Origin of the sequence: Ureibacillus thermophilus (assembly GCF_004331915.1) — a bacterium.
In the GTDB taxonomy this organism is placed as follows: domain Bacteria; phylum Bacillota; class Bacilli; order Bacillales_A; family Planococcaceae; genus Ureibacillus; species Ureibacillus thermophilus.
This window is the reverse complement of the sequence record NZ_CP036528.1, coordinates 2813046-2835215: the sequence shown is the minus strand read 5'-3', so window position 1 is coordinate 2835215 and position 22170 is coordinate 2813046. Positions and strand designations below refer to the sequence as shown.

General features: G+C 34.6%; 17 protein-coding genes and 2 pseudogenes. 17 read left to right on the top strand and 2 right to left on the bottom strand.

The features are described from left to right. The 6 genes from pglX to DKZ56_RS14275 all read left to right on the top strand — a co-directional run bounded on the left by pglX (position 1) and on the right by DKZ56_RS14275 (position 9536). Positions 1-3507 carry a BREX-1 system adenine-specific DNA-methyltransferase PglX gene (gene pglX, locus DKZ56_RS14300; RefSeq protein ID WP_208650577.1) on the top strand — a complete coding sequence of 1169 codons (3507 nt, stop codon included), beginning with the start codon at positions 1-3 and terminating at the stop codon, positions 3505-3507. Positions 3508-3520: 13 nt separating this feature from the next. Then, a complete protein-coding gene (locus DKZ56_RS14295; RefSeq protein ID WP_208650576.1) occupies positions 3521-3748 on the top strand; it encodes a hypothetical protein in 228 nt (75 codons plus the stop codon). After that, positions 3738-4004: a type II toxin-antitoxin system RelE family toxin gene (locus DKZ56_RS14290; protein ID WP_208650575.1), complete on the top strand. Its 267-nt coding sequence runs from the start codon at positions 3738-3740 to the stop codon at positions 4002-4004. Before DKZ56_RS14295 ends, DKZ56_RS14290 begins: the two co-directional genes overlap by 11 nt. Before the next feature lie 110 nt (positions 4005-4114). Then, a complete protein-coding gene (gene pglZ, locus DKZ56_RS14285; protein WP_208650574.1) occupies positions 4115-6670 on the top strand; it encodes a BREX-1 system phosphatase PglZ type A in 2556 nt (851 codons plus the stop codon). An 18-nt stretch (positions 6671-6688) separates the two neighbouring features. Beyond that, positions 6689-8737, top strand: coding sequence for a protease Lon-related BREX system protein BrxL (brxL, locus tag DKZ56_RS14280; RefSeq protein ID WP_208650573.1), 2049 nt, complete (start codon positions 6689-6691; stop codon positions 8735-8737). A 226-nt stretch (positions 8738-8963) separates the two neighbouring features. Next, on the top strand, positions 8964-9536 hold the full coding sequence (locus DKZ56_RS14275; protein ID WP_208650572.1) for a sce7726 family protein: 573 nt from the start codon (positions 8964-8966) through the stop codon (positions 9534-9536). Here the strand turns inward: DKZ56_RS14275 and DKZ56_RS14270 are convergent. Next, positions 9505-9939 (bottom strand): beta family protein, encoded by a 435-nt coding sequence (locus tag DKZ56_RS14270; RefSeq protein ID WP_245989503.1) that lies wholly within the window; start codon positions 9937-9939, stop codon positions 9505-9507. The genes DKZ56_RS14275 and DKZ56_RS14270 overlap by 32 nt on opposite strands. A 159-nt stretch (positions 9940-10098) precedes the next feature. On the opposite strand from DKZ56_RS14270, the gene DKZ56_RS14265 reads away from it, so the two are divergent. From DKZ56_RS14265 to DKZ56_RS16015, 3 genes and pseudogenes are all read left to right on the top strand, one after another. Further along, positions 10099-10557 carry a hypothetical protein gene (locus tag DKZ56_RS14265; protein WP_016838198.1) on the top strand — a complete coding sequence of 153 codons (459 nt, stop codon included), beginning with the start codon at positions 10099-10101 and terminating at the stop codon, positions 10555-10557. 237 nt (positions 10558-10794) lie between these two features. Then, positions 10795-10884, top strand: coding sequence for a transposase (locus DKZ56_RS14260; RefSeq protein WP_141603388.1), 90 nt, complete (start codon positions 10795-10797; stop codon positions 10882-10884). Positions 10885-11033: 149 nt separating this feature from the next. After that, positions 11034-11141: pseudogene (locus DKZ56_RS16015) on the top strand (IS3 family transposase); the annotation flags it as partial. A 120-nt stretch (positions 11142-11261) separates the two neighbouring features. Here the strand turns inward: DKZ56_RS16015 and DKZ56_RS15630 are convergent. Beyond that, positions 11262-11585, bottom strand: a pseudogene (locus DKZ56_RS15630) (transposase family protein); the annotation flags it as partial. 305 nt (positions 11586-11890) lie between these two features. On the opposite strand from DKZ56_RS15630, the gene DKZ56_RS14250 reads away from it, so the two are divergent. The 8 genes from DKZ56_RS14250 to DKZ56_RS14215 all read left to right on the top strand — a co-directional run bounded on the left by DKZ56_RS14250 (position 11891) and on the right by DKZ56_RS14215 (position 21830). Further along, the gene (locus tag DKZ56_RS14250; RefSeq protein WP_245989501.1) at positions 11891-12805 is read left to right on the top strand and encodes a polyprenyl synthetase family protein; all 915 of its coding nucleotides are present in this window, start codon (positions 11891-11893) and stop codon (positions 12803-12805) included. 17 nt (positions 12806-12822) lie between these two features. Next, entirely contained in the window at positions 12823-12978 is a 156-nt protein-coding gene (gene comX / locus DKZ56_RS14245) for a competence pheromone ComX (protein WP_008881885.1), read from the top strand. Positions 12979-12984: 6 nt separating this feature from the next. Further along, a complete protein-coding gene (locus tag DKZ56_RS14240) occupies positions 12985-15249 on the top strand; it encodes an ATP-binding protein (RefSeq protein ID WP_208650570.1) in 2265 nt (754 codons plus the stop codon). A 22-nt stretch (positions 15250-15271) separates the two neighbouring features. Continuing rightward, on the top strand, positions 15272-15943 hold the full coding sequence (locus tag DKZ56_RS14235; RefSeq protein WP_208650569.1) for a response regulator transcription factor: 672 nt from the start codon (positions 15272-15274) through the stop codon (positions 15941-15943). Positions 15944-16081: 138 nt separating this feature from the next. Continuing rightward, entirely contained in the window at positions 16082-17077 is a 996-nt protein-coding gene (locus tag DKZ56_RS14230) for a 3-oxoacyl-[acyl-carrier-protein] synthase III C-terminal domain-containing protein (protein ID WP_208650568.1), read from the top strand. 39 nt (positions 17078-17116) lie between these two features. Next, positions 17117-19294 (top strand): MMPL family transporter, encoded by a 2178-nt coding sequence (locus DKZ56_RS14225; RefSeq protein ID WP_208650567.1) that lies wholly within the window; start codon positions 17117-17119, stop codon positions 19292-19294. A gap of 203 nt (positions 19295-19497) precedes the next feature. Next, complete coding sequence (locus tag DKZ56_RS14220) at positions 19498-20070, top strand: acyl-CoA dehydrogenase family protein (protein ID WP_208650566.1); 573 nt, start codon at positions 19498-19500, stop codon at positions 20068-20070. Between the two features lie 26 nt (positions 20071-20096). Further along, positions 20097-21830: an MFS transporter gene (locus tag DKZ56_RS14215; RefSeq protein ID WP_208650565.1), complete on the top strand. Its 1734-nt coding sequence runs from the start codon at positions 20097-20099 to the stop codon at positions 21828-21830. Positions 21831-22170: the final 340 nt, after the last annotated feature.

Genomic DNA, 22170 nt, shown 5'->3' with positions numbered 1-22170 from the left:
ATGAATAAAAGTGCATTAAAGAAATTTGCAACAGAAGCACGAAAAGAACTGATAGAACGTGTAGAACTGCAGGCAAGAAAAATAGGAATTACAGAAGAAGCGATTAAAAAAGCTGATGTGGAAAGCTCCGATGCCGTCTTTATTGACGGCAGACAGCTTTCTGACATTGAAAGACGTCAAAGAAATAAATTGATTGCCCGTACCAAAGAAATTGGATTTAAGAGGGTAATGGAAGAAACGGCATATACATGGTTTAACCGATTTATCGCCTTACGCTTTATGGAAGTGAATGACTATCTTCCAACAAAAGTACGAGTTCTATCTTCTTTAGATCCGGACAGTGCTGAACCAGATATGATGAAAGAAGCTTTAAATTTAGATTTAGATTTGGACAAAGAATACGTGTACGCATTAAAAATGAACAATAAAACAGATGAATTGTTCAAGTACTTAATCAAAGTACATTGTAATGATTTAAACCGTTACATGCCGTTTATGTTTGAAACGGTTGAGGACTATAAGGAGATTCTTTTCCCGGAAGGATTACTTGGTAAAGATACTTTCCTTCGAAAACTAACAGATACAAACGAAATTTCAGAAGATGATTGGAAAAATATTGAGATAATTGGCTGGTTGTATCAATATTATATTTCTGAAGAAAAAGATGAGATATTTGCTAATCTAAAGAAAAATATCAAAATTACAAAAGATAAACTTCCAGCTGCAACTCAACTTTTTACTCCAAACTGGATTGTTCGATATATGATAGAAAATTCTTTGGGACGTATTTGGATGGAAAGTTATCCAGATAGTCAATTAAAAACAAAATGGAAATATTATTTAGATGAAGCCGAGCAAGTAGAAGAAGTCAAAAAGCAACTTGAAGAAATTCGATATAAAAATGTTAATCCAGAAGAAATTACATTTCTTGATCCATGTTGTGGTAGTGGACATATTCTTGTCTATGCTTTTGATGTATTTTATGATATGTACCTTGAAAAAGGATATATGGAAAGCGAAATTCCACAATTGATTTTAGAAAAAAATTTGTTTGGAATAGATGTAGATGAGCGTGCTGTACAATTAGCATCCTTTGCCCTAATGATGAAAGCAAGAGAAAAAACGAGAAGAATTTTTAGACAAAAAATTACCCCTAAAATTGTCGCTATTCAAGAAAGCAAATGGTTAACAGATGAGATTATTAAAGATATATCAAAAGATAATCTTGAAGTAAATGAATCCTTAAAATTAATTCAGGAAACTTTTTATGATGCAAAAGAATATGGTTCTTTACTTAGTATTGAAATTAAAAATATCCATCAAATTGAAAAGTATCTTGAACAATATTTAATAGAAGAAAATGATCTATTAGAAATTATTAATAAAGATATAATTAAAGAAAAATTACCAGTTTTATTAAAACAGTCAGCTTTATTAAGCAAAAAATATGATGTTGTATGTACGAATCCACCATATATGGGCCGCAACGGTATGAATAAAAAATTAAAGGATTTTATGGATAAACACTATTCTGATTCAAAAAGTGATCTTTTTGCTGCATTTATGGAAAGAGGGTTCGAGTTATCTAAGGAAACAAGTTTTAATAGCATGGTAACAATGCAATCATGGATGTTTTTATCTAGCTTTGAAAAAATGAGAAATAAAATAATAAAAGAGAAAACTATAAGTACCTTATTACATATGGATAATATGGTAATGGGGATAGCATTTGGTACTTCTGCCACTGTTTTTAGAAACATTCATATTAATAATTATAAAGGAATCTACACTGAAGTAACTTATAAAGATGTGCAATCGGAAGAAAAGCCAAGTATATTTCCAATTAAAGAAAACAGAAATGGTATTGTTTCAGTAGAAAATTTTAGTAAAATTCCAGGAAGTCCAATTGCATATTGGGTTTCTAATGAAGTATTGAATATTTTTTCAGAGAACCCTTCAATTTCAGAAGTTGCTGAACCACGATTAGGGATGGCAACTGCAAATAATGAATTATTCTTAAGATTTTGGTATGAAGTAAGTTTTGATAATATAAAATTTTCTTCTAATAAACGAGAAGAAGCAATTTCAAGTAAACGACGTTGGTTTCCATATAATAAAGGTGGAGAATTTAGAAAATGGTATGGTAATAATGATTATGTTGTGGACTGGGAGAATGATGGGGAAAAAATAAGAAACTATGCTGATGAAAACGGGAAAGTGAGATCACATAATTATAATCTGGATTATATTTTTAAACCAGGAATTACTTGGTCAGCATTAAGTTCTGGTGATTTTAGTTCTCGCCTTTTTTTAAATGGATTTTTATTTGATAATTCAGGTTCATCACTGTTTACAAATAACATGGAGGATTTATATAAAATTCAAGGTTTTCTTGCAACGAAAATTGTTCAAAATTTCTTACCATTGATCAATCCGACATTAAATTATCAACCAGGTACTATTGGAAGATTACCGATAAAAATATCAATGGAGAAAGAAAAGGAAGAACGAATTATTGAACTAGTAAAAGAAAATGTTTCTATTTCGAAATTGGAATGGGATTCTTTTGAAACATCTTGGGATTTTTCAAAACACCCATTATTGAAATTCCCTTCAAATACAATCAAGTCGTCTTTTGAACAATGGACACAATTTGCTGAAAAACAATTCAATCAGTTAAAACAAAACGAAGAAGAACTAAACCGAATCTTTATTGAAATTTATGGTTTACAAGATGAATTGACTCCAGATATAGCGGATGAAGATATAACGATTCGAAAAGCTGATTTGGAACGGGATATTAAGAGCTTCATCTCTTACGCTGTCGGCTGTATGTTCGGTCGTTATTCCCTTGATGAAGAAGGTTTGATTTACGCTGGTGGAGAGTTTGATTCAACTCGTTATAAAACGTTCCCTGCAGATGAAGACAATATTCTGCCAATCCTTTCAGATCCTTATTTTGAAGATGATATTGTCTCGAAGTTTGTGGATTTTGTAAAAATAACGTTTAGTGAAGACACCTTGGAAGAGAATTTGGATTTCATTGCTGATGCCATTGGACGAAAACCAAATGAAACCGCAAAAGAAACATTGCGACGTTATTTCTTAAATGACTTCTTCAAAGATCATGTTCAAACATATAAGAAACGGCCGATTTATTGGTTATTTACACCAGGTAAGGAAAAAGCCTTTAATTGCCTCATTTATATGCATCGTTATGATAAAACAACCCTTTCCCGCATCCGTACGGATTATTTACATGAAGTCCAAACACGTATGGAAGCAGAAAAACTTCAGTTACTAGAAATTATTGAAGGAGATTTCTCAGCTAAAGAAATTACAAAAGCCAAGAAAGAACTAAAAGCCCTTGAGAAAAAAATTGATGAATTAAAAGCTTATGATGAATTACTTCACCACATGGCCGATATGCAAATTGAAATTTACCTTGATGATGGTGTAAAAATGAATTATGAAAAGTTTAAAGGGTTGGTAGTACCAATTAAGTAAAGGGGAAATGATGATGGAAATTACGAAATGGGATTTATTTAAGCAAATCGATCAAATGCCTGCTGATAAATACAAAATCATAAAAGATTTTCTTGATAAGTTAAACGAAGATTCCATCGAAGAAGTTGTTCTTGATAAAGAGACAAAGAAAGAGATTGAAAGAAGCTATGAAGAATATCAAAAAGGTGAATTCCTAACCTTTGACCAAGTCTTTGAGGATGATGGAAAGCGTGAAGTATGAACTCCGCTTTTCAAAATTGGCAGCAAAAAATATTAAAAAATTAGATAGAGTGACGCAAGAAAGAATAAAAAAATCCTTATTACAATTATCTGAATCCCCTTTTGACTTTACGAAGCAGGATATAAAAAAATTGGCAGGCTATACGAATTCTTATCGATTGCGTGTAGGAAAATATCGGATTCTTTATACTATCATGGAGCATGAAATTGTGATTTTTGTTTTTAATGTTGATAGTCGTGGAGATATTTATAAATAGTTATATGTTTAAAGCAAGTCCGCTTTGGATTTGCTTTCTTCTTTTTTCTCAGCGTCATTGTTGGAACGCTGGATTATAAGGTAATATTGATAATTAGGTAGGTGATTGCAATGAATTTAACCCAAATTACATCTGCATTACAAGATATTTTTAATGAACCCCTCGAAGATGGAGAACTCCGAAAAATTGTCTTTTGGGTAGACCGGGATCAAGAGTTTATTGAAGACATTCAACAATTTACTTTAGAGGATGTAAAAATTGAAACCTTGACAGAAAATAATCAATTTTATATGAAGTATTTATTAGAGGAAGAAGACCCAACTTCAAATTATTTAATCTATACCAACTTAGACTTGGAAATAGAACATAATTGGTTGGCAGATACCGTTTTATATTCGAAGACTTTCTATGCTGATCGCATTTCTTTAATTTTAAATGATCTTCGAATGGATTCTTCTTTGCGTCCTGTCATCAAAAAATATGAAAAGTTCTTTAACAATAAAGAACGCTATCGAAAGTTTCAAGCTTTCCAAATGGATTCTTACAATGAAGAAATGATCGAAATTGCCATCATGAGTGTTTTTTGCAATTTGAAAACACCTGACTTTGAAGAGGTGTTGAAAACAGTTTTAATGGATACGTTGGAAGATGAAAACAACAAGTATTTAACACAAATGGAGAAGTTTTTTGATATTGATGCTTTTTGGAAATATGCAGCAGAATATTATGGTTATGAACGGGAAACAAAAAGTTTAAAAACATTATTTATTCATTTGGCAGTAACAGCTTTCAGTCATTCTGTCAAAGAGGAATATTTAGCGGATATTAAAGATTATATTGCTGTTCGAAACCGAACAAATGCCCTAGTATTCATTGATCATTGGATGCATCACAAAGCCGATTACGTTGTATTTAATGATTATATTGAGTTGGTGGAAAGAGAAATTCAACTTCCTCAAATTTTACTATCCATTCCGATTGATGAATTTAAACAGGCTGAGATTTTTCCTTATATTGATAAAACCATTATTATGTATATTGCTAATAGCCTATTGGAAAAGCTTGAAGATTTTGAAGAATATATTAAGCTCATTAAATTAAGAAGGGCAAAACATTTTTATGAACGGTTTGCTGCGGTTTATGAAGCACTTTATTATACAGTAAAAATGCATGAGTTTTATAAAGAATATTCCCTTGGTATTCCTACTGGTCAGGCAATTGATATGTTTAACGCATATCAAACAAAGTATCATGTAATGGATACATATTATCGCAAGTTTTACGTTGCCTATGATCAGGAGAATAATGAACTTTTGAAAAAATTGAAAGAACAAGTGGAATATCTTTATACTCATTGGTATATGGGTGAATTGAGTGCTCATTGGACCCAAGCCGTGAAATCGGAAATGACGGAACAATGGTCATTACCTGGTGTATTGAATCAGCAAAAATTTTATTCTTCCATTATTGCTCCTCATATTTATAAAGGAGAGCGGGTATTTGTTATTATTTCAGATGCCTTACGTTATGAAATCGGTGTCGAACTTGCAGAGCGTTTGAATGCGGAAACGATTGGAATATGCGAAATTCAGTCAATGCTTGGGGTCATTCCGTCTGTTACTAAGCTTGGCATGGCAGCCCTTCTCCCTCATAAAACGATTGATATAAATGAATCTGGACAAGTGCTTGTGAATGGACAGGTTTCATCCGGACTTGAACATCGAAAATCTATTCTTGAAGGGGTAACAGAAGATAGTATCGCTATTTATTATCAAGATATATTGAATATGAATAAAGCAGGTAGACGTGAAACCTTTAAAGGTAAGAAACTCATTTATATTTACCATGACACCATTGATGCGGTAGGTGACAAAGCAACAACCGAAATTTATACCTTTGATGCGGCAGAAAAAGCGGTCAATCAATTGTATGATTTAGTAAAAATAATTCGTGATGATTTAAGTGGTACAAATATTTATATTACGGCAGACCATGGTTTTTTATATCAACGTGAGCCTTTACAAGAAAGCGATAAAATCATAAAAGAGCCAATGGAAATGATTGAAGCCAAAAGTCGCTATATTTTATCCAAAGAGAAAAAAGAGGTATCTGGACAAACTTGCATTGATTTATCTTCCGTTATTCGCAATGAGTTGCAATTTTTTGTGTATGTGCCGAATGGAACAATTCGCAATCGAAATCAAGGATCAGGTATCAATTTTGTCCATGGTGGGGCAAGCTTACAAGAAATTGTTGTTCCGCTGCTCATTTTCAAAAATAAACGGGCAGGTCAAAAGGGCGTTAAATCCATTTCAAAAGTGGATATAAGATTGACAAGTACGATGAGAAGAATTACTAATAGCATTTTCCATTTGAGTTTCTTCCAGACAGAGAAAGTGGAAGAAAAAATGAATCCTCGTACAGTTATCATATACATGGCAGATGAGGAAGGAAATATTTTATCAAATGAAGAAAGAGTAATTGGAGATCGAACATCAGATGATCCAGCAGAACGCACGTTTAAGTTACAATTTGCATTAAAAAGTCTTCCTTATGACCGCAATAAAACGTACTATCTGATTATTAAAGATATGGAAACAGGAATTATGACGGAAAAAATTCCATTTTCAATAAATTTAGGCATTGTAAGCGATTTTGATTTTTAGGCGTTAGGGGGCGGAATTATGAGCGAAGAGGCAGCAGTTCTCGATTTAGATAAAAAATTGAATCAATATTTTGCAGGCCGTGTTGTTCGCAAGGATTTAACCAAACTAATTAAGGAAGGCGCCAATGTACCTGTTTATGTTCTTGAATACTTATTGGGAATGTATTGCGCAACTGATGATGAAGAAAGTATCCGTGAGGGAATTGAACGAGTGAAAAAGATTCTTGCAGATAATTTTGTGCGTCCGGATGAAGCAGAAAAGATTAAATCTAAAATTCGTGAGTTAGGTCAATATTCAATTATTGATAAAGTAACCGTAAAATTAAATCCCAAATTGGATGTATATGAAGCGGAATTTTCCAATCTAGGTTTAAAAGGAGTGCCGATTCCTTCTAATTTTGTAAAGGAATATGACAAGCTTCTAGTGGGCGGCATTTGGAGCATGGTGAAGATTGATTATTTTTACGATGAAGAAGTGCGCAACATTAATCCATTCAGCGTTAGTAATTTAAAGCCGATTCAGCTGCCTAATATGGACATCAATGAAATTTTTGAAGGACGAAAACATTTTACGAAAGATGAATGGATTGATGTTCTTATTCGATCTGTTGGTATGGAACCAACTCAATTAGAAGAACGGGTGAAATGGCATCTATTATTGCGTTTAGTACCGCTTGTGGAAAATAACTATAATATGTGTGAATTGGGTCCAAGGGGAACAGGAAAATCCCATGTTTATAAAGAAATTTCGCCGAATTCGATTCTAGTTTCTGGTGGACAAACAACAGTAGCGAACCTTTTCTACAATATGTCTACTCGAAAAATTGGTCTTGTTGGATTATGGGATTGTGTGGCTTTTGATGAAGTGGCAGGCATTAAATTTAAAGACAAAGATGGCATTCAAATCATGAAAGATTATATGGCATCTGGGTCTTTTGCAAGGGGGAAGGAGGAAAAGAATGCTTCCGCTTCCATGGTGTTTGTCGGCAACATCAATCAAAGTGTGGACGTATTGTTGAAAACATCTCATTTATTTGCACCGTTTCCTGATGAAATGGCAAATGATACCGCATTTTTTGATCGTATGCATTATTATTTACCTGGCTGGGAGATTCCAAAAATGCGTCCAGAATTCTTTACAGACAAATATGGTTTTATTGTCGATTATGTAGCGGAATTTTTTAGAGAGATGAGAAAACGTTCCTTCTCTGATGCAATTGACCGATATTTTAAATTAGGAAACAATTTAAATCAGCGAGATACGATTGCGGTTCGGAAAACTGTATCTGGATTAGTGAAGTTAATTTATCCAAATGGAGAATATGTGAAGGAAGATATTGAAGAAATTTTAAAATATGCATTGGAAGGTCGTCGTCGTGTAAAAGAACAATTGAAAAAAATCGGTGGCATGGAATTTTATGATATAATGTTTTCTTATATTGATAAGGAAACTTTACTAGAGGAATATGTTTCCGTTCCTGAACAAGGGGGCGGAAAATTAATCCCAGAAGGAATTGGTAAACCAGGTCATGTGTATGTTGTTGGTCAAAGTGATTCAGGAATGATTGGCGTTTACAAACTTGAAAATCAAGTGGTTAGTGGAACAGGAAAGTTTGAAAAATCTGGTGTCGGTTCTCATCGTGGTGCAAAAGAAAGCTTAGATACGGCATTTCGTTATTTTGCCGCAAATTGTAAGAGTATAAGTAATTCTATTAGTACCAAAACAAAAGATTACTTGATGCACATAAGCGATTTGCAAGGAATTGGTTTAACGGGAGAATTGGCTGTAGCGGAATTAATTGGTCTGTGCTCCGGAGCATTGGATAAACCGGTTCTAGAGTCAACGGTTGTCATTGGGAATATGACTGTTGGAGGAACAATTTCTAAAGTTGAGGAGTTAGCCAATGTTTTGCAAGTTTGTGTGGATGCTGGAGCGAAAAAGGTTTTAATTCCTGCATTATCGGCTGTAGATTTTCAAACGGTTCCATCGGATTTATTAGTTAAAGTGCAACCCATTTTTTATGCGGATCCGATTGATGCTGTGTTTAAAGCGTTGGGGGTGAACTGAAGCAATAGGTTCAACCAGGCTATTTGAAGTGCTCTGTAAGATGAATTTCTTACGGGGCATTATTTATCTACAAGTAGCTGTAAAAAATCATAATTGTTCAATAATAAATTATCATTGCGAAATTGTTCTTAGAATCACATAATTTTTCTTGAGCATAAAAAGGAATGACATATTAGTTGTTGAAATATATTTTATTATAAATGAGTATTTTTTGGAGTGAAAGTATATGTTGACGGATAATGAAATTAGACGAAAACTGGTCGAAACATTAGAAAAGAAAAATAAAAATAAACATTACAGAATTATTGAAGAATTGTCCATCTGTGATGGCTTAGCTCGAGCAGATGTAGTGATAGCCAATGGATTATTACATGGTTATGAAATAAAAAGTGATTTTGATACACTTGAGCGTTTAGAAAATCAAATAAAACATTATGAAAAAACTTTTGACAAATGTACAATAGTCATTGGAGAAAAGTTTATAGATGTTATTGAAGAAAAAGTACCGGAGTATTGGGGAATTATCATGGCATATATGAATAGGTACGGAAATGTGTCCATTAAAAGAATTAGGGCTAGTAAATTTAATAAGCAAATAGAAGCCACAAATCTTTTAGATCTTTTATGGAGAAACGAAATAATTAAATATTTAAAGGAAAATAAGATTCGTGGCTACTCTAATAAAGATAAATTTGGATTAAAAGAGTTGGTGATATCTAATATTCCTTTAAATAAAATTAAAGAATTTACAAGGGAAACATTAAAAACTAGAACTGGTTGGAGAGGTGATTTACCATAAAGGTTATATGATGATTTGTTCCGATCGCACGCCAAGTTGTTGTGTTACCAGGTTTTTTAATCTCTCCAACTGCTCTCTTATAAATTTCAGCATCTCCCCACGAGTAATCTTTTCCCAGAAAGTATGCGGAATTAACAAGAAGACTACTTGCTTCTGCTACTTTATTTATATTTAATCCCCCTTTTTTTATAGCATCTCCTTTGTATATAACGTATGCATCATCAATTGAGTATCGAATATTAAAAGAAATTGGCATACCAGGGATATACTCTAGGAAACTCCAGTGATTAATTGCATAATCTGAGTAAACTAACTTTACACCATTATTATCAAAGAATTCTTTTACTTTATTAAATAATTTACTTTCTACTCTTGGTAAAAGCGAAAGGTTATGTTTTTCCACAGAAAGAGTTTGTGGAAAAGAATTACTTGAAAAGATAATATTTCTACAAAATAAAATAAGTGAAGATTGTGAGTCTTTTTAATATTAAAATTAAATTAATGCAACACTAGTGTACATTTTTTAAAGTTCTATTTTTCAATTACGGGAGGAAGATAAAAATTGATATTTATCAGTATAATTAAAGGTATTATAGTTGGAGTGATTACAGCTTTTGTAGTTCCTTTCATTTGTATTAATGGATTGAGTGGTTTATATGGCGGTCTTTACAATGTATTTGGTAGTCGATGGACTTATATAGCTTATTTAATTGCTATCATCCCTACCTTTGGATACGTTGGTTTCTATTTTTCAAAAAAATCTACATTATCTAACAGACATAGATGGAAAGTTTCGGCTATTTCAGTATTCATTATTAGTATAATTGCAAATTCTGTTGGATTATTGATCGGATATATTTTAGTATTAGGTAGCTTAGAAACAGTGAATGTCGAAGAGGTTGTGCCTTTTATGCTTTTGCTGGGTACACTACTTCTACCTATTACAATACCTTTAGGAAAGTTTATCTTAGATATACTTTATCGTTGGATTCATAAAATTCCGTTTTCTACATCTAAATAAAATAATTTAAAACTCTCAAGATTTGTTAATAAAAAGATTACTATCAATGAAATAAAATTAAAAAAAGAGAGGTTTAACTTAGTACTTGCCACTGATGGCATGTTGGTATAATCATCCCAAATCAAATCCCCTTATGAAAGTATTTTAACACATTATGAAAATTTGATGTTAGTCTAAAAAGTGGACACGACCTAGAAAGGTTATAATAAAACTAATTACATTAAGGGAGTGTCCAACGTGGGAAAACGTTTTGATAAAGAATTTAAACTTCATGCCGTTAAGTTAGTTGTAGAAGAAGGCAACACTATCGCTGCAACAGCACGGTAGATCGATTTATCGCCAAAAACATTGCATAGATGGGTATAAGATTCTGTTCACAGTTTTGTTAGAAGTGGAAACCTCCGGTTGAAAGAGCAAGCATTGCGAGAAGTACAAAAGCGAATTCGTAACCTAGAATAGGAAAACTCCATCCTAAAAAAGCCAAAGTAAGTGTATTTGAGTACATTGAGTGTTTTTACAACTACAAACGAATCCATTCCGACAATCGATATCCATCTCCAGTGATGTATGAAAAGGCGTATTAATTATCTATTTCCTTGTCAGAAATGAAAGAGGATAACACCTTCATTCCCTGACAAGGCCAGCAAGCGAAGCGCGGTAGAAAAAATCTCTATTTTTTTGTGTCTATTTTCTTGACATAACACCAACGTTCGTTTGGCAATTTGGATGTGCATCTTAAATCCATAGAAGAACATCTTCTTGAAAGCACGATATCTGATATCCGCCACATCTCGAAACCGTTTTATACGTGAAGTACGTGTATAATGGCACAGATCGGTAAACTGTCTACAATGGTATACGCGTGAGATTGTCCAAGTTTGCGAATTGATGTCGAATCCATTTAATCATCCAACGTAGCGAGCGACAACAACGATGGTATCGAGAACGCTCAGGGAATGCCTTTTCTGTAATAGGTTTTCGACCACAAAGCGATGCCATGCCCGCTCCGATGTGAAGCTAAAAATTTCATGAGCACATGGTGGCTTCTTATAAAATGAGGATGCCTTTTGAAATCAACCTCTCAAACATAAATATTCTTTAGAAACCGTGTTGTAAAAAAACTCACTCTTCGCCATTTTCTGCTACTTCCACCAATCCCAAAATATGTTAGTTGGATAAAACATGTTCATCAGATAATACATAGTGAATCCCTCTTTGTCAAAGCAAAGGGGTTATTGTTTTGAAAATTACACTGATTTGAAGAAGGAATTTTATAAATCTTGTTGAAATTTACCTATTTGGAAATATTTATTTTATGCAAGGTGTTGCTGAAATGATCGAAAAAGAAGCAGTGAAGATGCAAATGAAAGAGATCGTTACAGCATCTTTTTCCGTACCGTCTTTAAAAGAGTCGGTATTGACATCAATAGAGGAGCACACAAAACAAAGCGACTTTTTGTTCGGCCGCTTAGCTGGTGTGCATTATCAGATATTTTCCGAAAACATGAAGGAAACTGAACGAATCGCAGCGTCTGTAGAACTGATGATGTTGGCGGGAGATATGCTCGATGACCTCGTTGATCAAGACAGCTTGGAAACCACGTGGAACAAAGCACCTCTTACAACTTCACTTCATATAGCCATAGGGTTATTGTTAGCAGGACAAAAAGCTATTGTGGATTTACTTATTGATGATCATAAAAAAGCAAAGGCACAGTTATATATTTCATCTCGATTGCTTCAAAGCGTAAACGGGCAGCATATGGATGTCACATATGACATACAGACGGAAGCGGAGTATATAGAAATGGTGAAGAAAAAATCAGGTTCTTTAGTAGCAATGGCGTGTTTCGTCGGAACTGCATTAGCAGATGCTGAAAAAAACACTGTCATCATTGAAAAGTATGCCAATGATATAGGAATTGCTGCACAAATCGACAATGATATGGATGCGTTGTATCGTTGGGATGAGAAGAACGACATCAAAGCGAAGAAGAAGTCGCTTCCGATTTTGTACATGCTAACAAGTAAACGGGATAACTTACTGAAACAGTATTTTAGCAATCATGTTGATTACAATGAGCTTTATGTCCAAAAGGAAAAAGTGATTCAGCAAATGGAACAGGAAGGAGCGTTTTACTATGCAAAAGTGATGAGCCAGATTTACAAGGAAAAGGCTTTGCAAGAAATCGAGAAACTGGATGTAAACGATAGGTACAAATCCGCACTAAAAATGATAATTTTATAATTTCGGAGGGAGTAAATATGCAAGAAATGATTCGTTTTTTAATGGAAAATCCAGAGGTTATTGAAAAATTAAAAAGTGGTACAGTAAGCTTAGTAGGTTTAGATGAACTCGAAGTTCAAGCGATAATAAAGGTATTTAGCCAATCCGTTACCCCCCTTGGATATTGGAAGTAGAGAGCGATGAGACGAACGATTACCGTGATAAGCGTAGCTGCGATTGTGGCACTATATTTAACCATTTTCAATGTGAAGCATCCATTGATCGGCATGGATGTAGAGAAAAATAAGAACGGTGATATTGTTGTAAGCGATATTTACGAGTTTGGTTGGGCAAAAAAAAATGGCATTCATATTAATGATCAAGTGCTGAAAGTGGACGGAAAGCCCCCGCTCTCCCATTTTACTGTCCGGAAATACAAAACAATTGAACAAGCGAAAACAATAACGATTCAGAGAGAAAATCAAATCCAAACATTGACGGTTGACTATAAATCGCATGGAACGGAACAATGGCTGTATTATATCGCCTTGCCGATGGGTTTTTTTCTATTCGCTGTTAGTTTAAGCATTTTTTTGCTTCGTCTGCGGCCGGATGACAAATTGGCCACCGTGCTTATTTACTTTTTATTATTGATAGGGCTTTGTTATATAAGTGCCAGCTTATCAGCGAAATATGCACTGTTTGGAAGGCAAATGTTTAACGGTATATTTTTAATATTGCCTGCCGTCTTTTTGCACTTCGTTCATCATTATTTTGAAAAAGAAAAGAAAGTGTGGTTCGCGAAAAAAATCGTCTTTTCCCTTTATGGGTTTAACTTAGTGATGTTCGTTGCCTCACTCATATCTTTATCGTTTCGTTCGATAAGTGAAGCGGAAGTGCTATTGGCTACATTTTTTATCAACATGGTCATCATTCTGGCTTTGTTAGGAAAAGGATTAGTTTATCTTAAAAAAGATGAACAGCAAAATACGGTCAAAGGTTTGCTTTTAGCCATTGGGCTATCTGCCGCACCATTTGTTTTATTTTATAGTCTCCCGGTTCTAATCATTGGAAAATGGGTACTACCAGCTGAATTAACCGTTACTTCGCTTTTTGTGTTGCCATCTGTCTTTCTTTATTTAATTTGTACAGATCGGTTATTTCGATTGCAGTTTTCCATCAATCGCTTTGTGTACTATGCTTTTTTATCATTCCTCCCAGCTTTTCTTATTACATTGCTTTATGCCAAATTTGTCAATGAAGCGTGGAGACTTGTTGAATTCGTTTTGTTGTTTTTACTAATTTATATAATAAATATCCTTGCTCTCTATTTAAAAGAATGTTTCGATCGAACATTAAGAGCTAAGTTATATGTACAAAAAGACTTTTACCAAGAAAGTATATATCGAATCGGCGAAACATTAAAAAAACAGAAAAACATGCAAGAAGTGATCCGATGCATGGAAAAAGAAGTGAGAGAAGTATTAGATATAGAGAATCTGGCTTTTGTACAATTAGAGGCCAAAAATATGCAAGCACCTTTTCATTGCGATGAAAAAGAGTGGATGAAGTTAATCAAAAAGATGGATGGTCAACCACTTTCGATTGGAAAAATCATTGAAAATAAGCGTTTGTTTGCGGTCTTTGTAGGCTCGTTCCGCCAAAGTCCTTTACTATTAATAGGAAAAAAGAAACATCCCATTCCATTTCGGGCAGAACAAAAAGATTGGTTATCCACCATTGTTTATTATGCCAGCATCACGATTGAAAATATGTCAAAAGTAGAAGATTTAATAAAAGAGTTAGACAATGTAAAGGAAAGAAACAATTCTGTCTGGCTCACTCGTTTGATCTTCAAATGGTCAGAAAAGGAAAGAAGTAAGTTAGCCATTGATCTGCACGATACGATTCTTCAAGATTTAATTGTTTTAAAACGGAAAGTGGAGAGCTTGCGTTTTCAAAATATGCGTATGGAAGAAATGAAAAAGCAGCTAAACAATATCGAAGAAGAAATCGTAGATATGATTGATGTAACAAGGGAGATATGCCATGAATTAAGACCGCCATTTTTGAGTCAAATCGGATTAAAGGAAGCGATCGTACAGTTAATCCAACGATTCCAATTACGTGCGAATATAAAAGTAGAATGGAATGTTCATTTATCAGCCAAATTGGAGGAAGAACGGGAGCTTGCTATTTATCGGATTATCCAAGAATTATTAAACAATGCGCTGAAACATTCGCAGGCATCGCATATTCAACTCACATTGGAGGCTCGAAATGAGGAAATTCAACTTCATTACGTTGACAATGGCATAGGTATAGATATGGAAAAATTAAATCATTGTGATGGCAAGCTTGGTTTGTTTGGCATAAAAGAGCGCGTTGAAAGCTTGAGTGGAACATGCGAGATGACGTCACAACTTGGAGATGGGCTACATATCATTGTCACAATCCCGTTATGAACATGAAAGGGGACTTACTTGTATGATTCATATTTTAATTGTCGATGATCATCGCCTTGTTGGTGAAGGGACAAAGAACATGCTGGAGAACGAACAAGATTTTCAAGTAGAACTTGTTACATCTGGCACAGAAGCGGAACAGATGATGGAACAACGTACATATGATGTGTTTTTGCTTGATTGGCGTATGCCGGATATGAGCGGCACCGAATTAAGTAAGCGAATTCTTCAAAAACAACCGAATGCGAAAATTGTCATATATACCGGATATGATGTTGCTCCTTTTTTTAATTATTTGATTGAATCAGGCATTACAGGTTTTGTCAGTAAAACGGGGACAAGCGAGCAATTGATTACAGCGATTCGCTGTGCATTAAGAGATGAAGTTGTCATTCCTGTGCATTTACTGCGTCAGCTGCATCGTTGCGAAGTAAAGACCAAGATTGCAGAAAGTGAAGAACATGTTGCGCTGAGCCAGCTTGAGCAAGAAATATTAATGGAAGTCGCCAACGGTTTATGTAATAAAGACATTGCCAAAAAACATCATATAAGCCAGCGAAGTGTAGAAAGACACCTATCGCGTATCTTCATCAAGCTACACGTATCTTCACGAATAGAAGCCGTGGAAAAAGCAAAACAATTAGGACTCATTCCAGAGCTTCATATGTTGTTAACGCCTTCATCGGATCGGTGAGGGCGTTTTCTCTTTTTTATTCAGGACTCCGCCATTTCGTGTCGGTACTCCGTCAAAAAATGGCGGGGTTCCGATACGATGTTGGCGGTGAAGGAACAAGGGATCATAAATATAATTGAGTATAGGGAGGGGATAAAAATGTTTAAAGTAAAAATTGCTGGAATGGGAAAAGCCGTTGGTTCACTGAAAGTAAAAAGTGAAGAATTAGAAGAAAAAATGAATGTTACGAGCGGTTGGATTGTTAAGGCAACAGGTATTGAGTCTAGACATTATGTTGATTTTGAAAATGGAGAAAATGCGTTAACATTAGGTGTAAAAGCTGCTAAGCAGGCAATCCAAAATAGCGGAATTGATCCGGAGCAGATTGATTGTATAATTGGTGCGAATGGTTCTCCATTACAGGCCATTCCGTGCGGAGCTAGTTTATTTCAGCGAGAATTAGGTTTGGGCGATTCAGGGATTCCGTGTTTTGATGTTGATACGACGTGTTATAGTTTCGGATTAGCTTTATTTGTGGCGGCTAATCTTATTCATAATCAAGTCTACAATTGCATCTTAATCATCAGTTCAGATGCTCCAAGTCCAACATTGCCAAAAACTTCTAATGAGGTAAGAGCTCTGTTTGGAGATGGGGCTGCTGCTGCGATTGTCACCAAATCTGCAAAAGATGAAAAAAGCGTTCTTCATTATTTCAAAATGCAAACTTATGGTTCAGGGGCAAATTTGACATGTGTGAAAGGAGGAGGTACGTTAAGACACCCTAATGATCCAAATACGAGAATGGAAGATAATTTGTTTCAGATGGATGGCAGAAAAGTGTTTAGGTATGCAGTTCGTTTGCTTCCTGATTTTTTTCAAGATTTTTTTTCTGAAAGTGGTATATGTCAAAGTGATGTTAAATATTTATTCCCTCATCAAACAAGCAAGCATGGAATAGACATTTTTAGAAAGTTTGGATTTCATTCAGAACAAATTGCCTCTCATATTTCTACACATGGGAACTGTATTGCAGCTTCTCTCCCAATGTTATTGTTTGACTATATAGAAGATAACAAGATTAATAGAGGAGATTTAGTGTTATTATTCGGAACTTCCGCCGGTTTATCTATAGGGTGTGTAGCCTTAACATATTAAAACAATACAGTGAATATTTTTTTGGATGTGATGATATTCATGTTTAAAAGCTTAGGTAAGATGACATATGTCTATCGCTGGATTATATTAGCTTTATGGGGAATCGCTTCATTTTTACTTATTTTATATGCATTTAAACTCCCGGATGTGCTCAGTGGCGATGGGTTTGAGATGAAAGGTTCTTATGCAAAAGTCCAAAAAATAGCGAAAGAGGAATTTAATCTTCCTAATAATAGCGTTATTGTTTTATTCGAAAAGGAAGAAAAAGTAAAGGAGGAGGCGTTTAGGCAGTTTATACTAAAAAAGCTGGAAAGTGTTCAAAATGTAGAGGGATTAGTTAGTCTTATATCTCCTTATGATCAAGAAGGGCAGTTAAAAGGCAGTGTAGCATTTGCTGTTTTGGGATTTGATCGGGAATTTAACGATATGGGGGATATACTCAATGAGTTAAAGATGAAGTTAAAAAGTGAGGATGGAATTCATATTCGTTTGACAGGACCGGCATTGATTAATGAGGATATGAATAAGGCAAGTCAAGAAGATTTGAAGAAAGCAGAAATGATTGGAATCCCGATTGCTTTAATTGTTTTATTAATCGCATTTGGGAGTTTTGTCGCGGCATCTGTTCCGATTGTGATTGGCTTACTTGCTGTTGGTTGTTCGATGGGAACTTTGTATTTCATCGGTCAGCAGAAAGAGTTATCCATCTTTACATTGAATATTGTTCCGATGATTGGATTGGCTTTAGGAATTGATTTTGCTTTGTTATTTATCAGTCGTTTTCGGGAAGAGCTAAAATCTAGGGATGTAAAGGAAGCAATTGTTGTTACAGCGCAAACTGCGGGGAGAGCTATCTTATTTTCGGCTTTATGCGTGATTTTAGGGTTAGCTAGCATGTTAGTTATTGATGTTGAAATTTTTAAGACAGTGGCCATCAGCGGAGCAGTGATTGTCATCTTCTCATTAGTCATAGCGCTGACATTTCTGCCTGCTCTTTTATCTGTAATAGGAAGAAATATTAACAAATTACAGGTTCTCGAGATTAAAGGAAGCGGAGAGGGTGTATGGCATCGATTTTCTAAGTTTGTCATGAATCGAGCAGGGATATTGTCGTTGATTAGCTTTGGAATTTTGCTTTTCTGTTCAATCCCTATTTCTAATATGAAACTGAGCATCCCTGATGCTACAGCGCTTCCAAAGGAATATGATACTAGGATAGCGTACGAAATTTACGAAAAAGAATTTTTGGGTGAAAATCATTCGGAAGTGCTAATGATCGTTCGCACGAAAGAAAATGATATACTTGAAAAAGAATCTCTTAGACAGCTGGAAAATTTGTTGCAAGATTTAAAGAAGGAAGAGATCGTGGCAAGTGTTGATTCTATCTTTTCAATCATGGGAGATTTACATTACCAACAACTTTATATGCTTCTGCACAATGATGAAACGAAGAAAAAAATAGCTCCTTTCATTAATAAATTAGTGAAAGGTAATCAAACGATTTTTACTGTTCATTTAAATGTTGATTTTGATTCGGAAGAAGCAAAAGAGTTTGTGAAGCGCTGGGAAAAAAATGACGGTCAGATTGAAGTGTTATTGGGAGGTTTACCAAAGTTTAACCAAGAAATTCATGATGAAATCTCCGAAAATTTCAAGTATAGTTTATTGATAGTTTTTGTATCTACATTTATTATTTTAGTTCTAGCATTTCGTTCGATTGTTATTCCTTTAAAAGCTATTGTGATGAATATCATGAGTTTAATGGCTTCATTTGGGCTTTTAGTATGGATTTTTCAAGAAGGACATTTTGGCTTTGAACCGGTTCCCGCTATCGCCCTTATGATTCCGGTCTTCGTTTTTGGAGTTGTCTTCGGTTTATCCATGGATTATGAAGTTTTCCTGTTGTCTAAAATTCAAGAAATCTACTTGAAGACGAATGACAATGATAGAGCTACAATCGAAGGCTTATCCTCGACTAGCAGGGTGATTACATTTGCAGCGCTGATTATGATTATCGTAACAGGAGCATTTGCGTTTACAGGTATTGTTCCCGTCAAACAAATGGGGTTAGGAATAGCACTGGCTATTTTTATTGATGCTACAGTTGTTCGATTATTGCTTGTTCCATCGTTAATGAAGCTCATGGGAGATATAAATTGGTGGGCACCTAAGTTTTTAAAAAAGCTTCAACGAGCAAACGTTTTTCATGAATACTAAAAAGAATACGCCAAAGCAAAAAGCGTCGAAATGAATAAGTTTTATGCCGGAATAATAAGCTTATTGTATCATTTACAAATTTTTAACGAATTAAACGTAAACTTTGACAGAAGTCTCCCACTTCTATAAGTGGGAGATGAATGTCACTTGACAATTTTTTTGTATAATATGATCAGTGTTAGAAAGGAGGATATGTTGGAGAAATGCCGAAATTAATGGGGTTACGTGGCAATAATAGCGCCCCTATAGAAATGAAGGATTGTCGAATAGAAAGCAAAGCTTTAATCGGTAATGAAGGAGACGGATTTAAAATTTCTCGCGAAAAATTGTTACCTATGGGACAGTTAGGGATTTCAGCTTTACAAGTTGGTATAGCAAAAGCTATTTATCGTGAATCAGTAGAGTATGTAAAAAATCGATTCTATAGTCATAACGAAAAGAATCTAGCATCTTTTCAAAGTATACAACAAATTATTGCGGAAATGAAGATTGAATGCGACCGGGCAGAACGATCCTTGGAATATATGGCTTGTCAAATGGAGAAAGGAAAGCTAGATATGATAACTTTGTTAGAAATTAAAATAATTGCTTGTGAAGCTGTGCTTAAGTTGGCGAATTTGTGTTTGAAGGTTTGTGGAGGTCATGCCTATTCCGCCCGCTCTCCTCTCGAAAGATATATAAGGGACAGTAAAGCAGGGACAGTGTTAGGACCAACTCCAGAGTTGTTAAAGGAACTTATTGGGAAAATAATATTGGATATTCCGGCTAGCATTTAAACAATAAAATAGGAGGATCAGGATATATGACTGAAACTGTAAACGAACAACGGCACAGAGGATTAAAACAAGTGTTTGCAGTAAGCATTGGGCTTTTTCTTGTGTTTTTAGATAGTACTGTAGTAAATATCGCTATTCCTAATATTATTGATGATTACAAAATTGACCTAAGTAAAGCCTCATGGATCATAAACGGGTTTGTTCTTACACTTGCAGTATTATTAGTTACTCTCGGTAAAATGGCTGATATGTTAGGGCGTGTTCGCACTTTTTTGTGGGGAGTCATCATTTTTGCGGTTAGCTCGTTTTTATGTGGAATTGCACCGACGGTAGATTCTCTTATTATTTTTCGAATTTTGCAAGGAATAGGCGGAGCAATGGTCATCCCTACAAGTATGATGCTAGTTAGAACAGCTGTTCCTCCAGAAAAAATGGGATTAGCAATGGGAATTTGGGGAGCTGTAGGTGCTATGGCGGTTGCTATCGGCCCGAGCTTAGGAGGACTTATTACAGAGTATATTCACTGGAGATGGGTGTTTTATATTAATGTCCCCATTGTGTTATTGGCATTTCCGTTCATATATCTTGCTATTCGAGTACAAAATGAGCCCATTCATAAATTTAAACTCGATCCATTGGGAATTTTGTTGATGAGCTTGAGTTTGTTTTTTCTTACGTATGCCATTTTGCAAGGGGAAGAAATTGGATGGACATCTCATAAAATCTTTCTTTATTTTATAATTAGTGTTGTTAGCGGAGCCCTATTTCTTTTTGTTGAAACAAAAGTAAAAAACCCTATTCTCGATTTTTCCATTTTTAAGAATCGTTTGTATGTTTCAGGATTAGTTTCAAATTTTCTCGGCGGTATATTATTAATGGGAACATTAATTTTACTTCCTATATTTCTCATTAGAGTTAAGGAATTCAGTACATTAGAAGCTTCATTTGCAATTACCCCCCTTTCCGGAGTTATACTCATCGTAGCACCAATTATTGGGAGAGTAATCGATAAAATTGGCTATCTTATTCCTATGTTAATAGGGTATATAATAAGTGTTATTGGTTTGATTTTGCTTATAAATATTGATACGGATGTAAGTGTTTTAAATTTAATTTCATTTCTTGCTATTTTAGGGACGGGTTTAGGGATTATTATGATTACCAGTGTTACAGTATGCACGGCCGCCGTTTCTCAAACTCAAATTTCTTTAAGTTCAGGTATTTTTGCGATGGTTCGGAATATGGGAGGAGCGGTTGGAGTAGCTTTGTTTGTGTCTTTAACATTAAGCTTTCTAAATCATTATTCCGCTAACGTAGTCGATGAAGGAGTAATGATCGTAAAAAAATCAAACATTCCTGAAGAAGTAAAAAATTCTATTCAGGAAGTTTTAATGAAACAAAGAGATACTTTTTTTGAGGAAAAAAATAACGATAAAGTGTTGGAGCTAGATGAGGAAAGTAAGCAATTACTTGCGAAAAATATTGAAAAAGAGACACTGGCGAAGATTCCAAAGGGAACACCAATGTCTCCAGAAATGCAAAAGAAAATCAAAGAACAAGTGAAGCAACAGTTGATCAATATAGACCAAAACGTTGCTAACATAAAAAAACAAATAGAAGACATATCTAAAGAGTATGTAGCAAAATCCATGGCAAAAGCATTTTTTAGCGGGATTATTTTGTGTTTCCTTTCGAGTTTATCGTTACCTTTCTTGTCTAAAAAGTTTTCATTAAGTCATAGTAGAGAAGTCGATATATGAGTGGTAACTTCATTATTCATTAATGTTTAAAAAGATCAAACTATGCTTATCTTTAACAACTAAACTTGCAAAGGGTAGATAGATGGAAGCAATTAGTCACTATTCCATAATTTAATATGTTGTCAACGCCTTCATCTGATCAGTGAGGACATTTTCTTTTTTTTTTTTTTTTTGCATTTAAGTAAAACTTTGAAGCGGGCAAAGAACATTTGCCCATTGCTGTTGGGTGATCTCAGCTCCGCTTTTCCTAAAGTCTGCCATTTCGTGTCGATATTCCGCCAAAAATGGCGGTGTTCCGACATAAGTTGGCGATGAAAGAACAAGGGATCATAAATAGATT